General features: G+C 69.7%; 1 protein-coding gene. It reads right to left on the bottom strand.

The annotated features are described in order from the left end of the window. Positions 1–304 precede the first annotated feature (304 nt). Complete coding sequence (locus tag ACFWCK_RS18385) at positions 305–1,720, bottom strand: NAD(P)/FAD-dependent oxidoreductase (RefSeq protein ID WP_378807242.1); 1,416 nt, start codon at positions 1,718–1,720, stop codon at positions 305–307. Positions 1,721–1,733 lie beyond the last annotated feature (13 nt).

The raw sequence follows: 1,733 nt of genomic DNA, 5'->3' as shown, positions 1-1,733 counted from the left end.
CAAGACCTCCAGCCCCGTAGAACGCACAGCTCCGTAGAACTGGTAGGCGCGCTCCCCCACGCGGATACCGAGACAAGTGGTACTCGCCCTGGAGCTCCCGCGTCAATACCCAAAATCCCGGAAGTCCGCCGCGTCGTCGATTCGCGCGTTCCGCGCCGGATCCGCCCCCATGCCGTCGACGACATACAGCCAGTTCCGACGGCGTTTCCTGCGAGACGCCGGCATGGCGGCCCTGCTGCAGACGCAGAACGCCCCCGGCCCCTCTGCGAAGAGGATCCGGGGGCGTTCCGAACGAGACGGGGCCCTACTTGGCGGCGCCGACCGGCTCCTTGGCCTTCTCGACCTTCGCCGGAGCCGCCTCGACGGCCGGGCGCGGGCGGGCGGCGAACTCGTCGAACACGGCGCGCGGCGTCTGCACGGCCTCGAGGCCGACGATGTCGCGGCCGAGCCACAGGTTGTTCCACCAGCCCCACAGCACGCGCCACTTGCGCTCCCACGAGGGCATCGCGAGGCCGTGGTAGCCGCGGTGCGCGACCCAGGCCACGAAGCCCTTCAGCGCGAGCTTGCCGGACTGGAAGACGCCGTTGTAGAGGCCGAGACCGGCCACGGCGCCGAGGTTCTTGTGGAAGTAGTCCTTGGGCGTCTCACCGCGCAGCACCGCGACGAGGTTCTTGGCGAGCAGCTTGGCCTGGCGCACGGCGTGCTGCGCGTTGGGCACGCACATGCCTCCGACGCCGCCGCCGGACAGGTCGGGGACGGCCGACACGTCGCCCGCGGCCCAGGCGCCCTCGACGAACGCCTCGGGGGTGCCGACGCGCAGGTCGGCGCGGGTCTGGATGCGCCCGCGCTCCTCGACCGGCAGGTCGCCGCCGCGCACGACGGTGGGGTTGGCCATGACGCCCGCGGTCCAGACGATCAGGTCGGTCGGGATGACCTCACCGGTGGAGAGCTCGACGTTGCCGTCGACGGCGCCCTTGACCTGGGTGTCCAGGTGCACGTTGGCGCCGCGCTTGGCGAGATCCTTCAGCACCCATTCGCTCGTCTTCAGCGAGACCTCGGGCATGATCCGGCCCATCGCCTCGATGAGGTGGAAGTGGGTGTCGTCGAACGACAGCTGCGGGTACTTCGCGATGAGCGACGACGCGAACGAGCGGAGCTCGGCGAACGCCTCGATGCCGGCGAAACCGCCGCCGACGACGACGACCGTGAGCAGGCGGTCCCGCTCGGGCCCGGCGGGGATGGAGGCGGCCTTGTCGAAGTTCGACAGCAGCTTGTCGCGCACGGCCACGGCCTCTTCGATGGTCTTCAGACCGATCGCGTTGTCGGCGATGCCGGGGATCGGGAAGGTGCGCGAGACGGCACCCGCCGTCACCACGATCTGGTCGTACGCGAACTCGTACGGCTCGCCAATCGCCGGCGTGATCGTCGCGACCTTGCTGGCGTGGTCGATGCCGGTGACCTTCGCCGTCACCACGTTGGTGCGCTTCAGGTGGCGCCGGTGGGCGACGACCGCGTGCCGAGGCTCGATCGACCCCGCGGCGACCTCCGGCAGGAAGGGCTGGTAGGTCATGTACGGCAGCGGGTCCACCATCGTGACCTCGGCCTCGCCCTTGCGGAGGTGCTTCTCGAGCTTCCACGCGGTGTAGAAACCGGCGTAACCACCGCCCACGATCAGGATCTTGGGCGCAGCAGCGCTCTTTGCCACGGTGCTCTCAGTCACGGAGGCTTACTCC

Source organism: Microbacterium sp. NPDC060117 (assembly GCF_042729315.1).
Lineage (GTDB): Bacteria > Actinomycetota > Actinomycetes > Actinomycetales > Microbacteriaceae > Microbacterium.
Note: the sequence above shows the minus strand (reverse complement) of the source record. Positions and strands in the feature narration are given on the sequence as shown.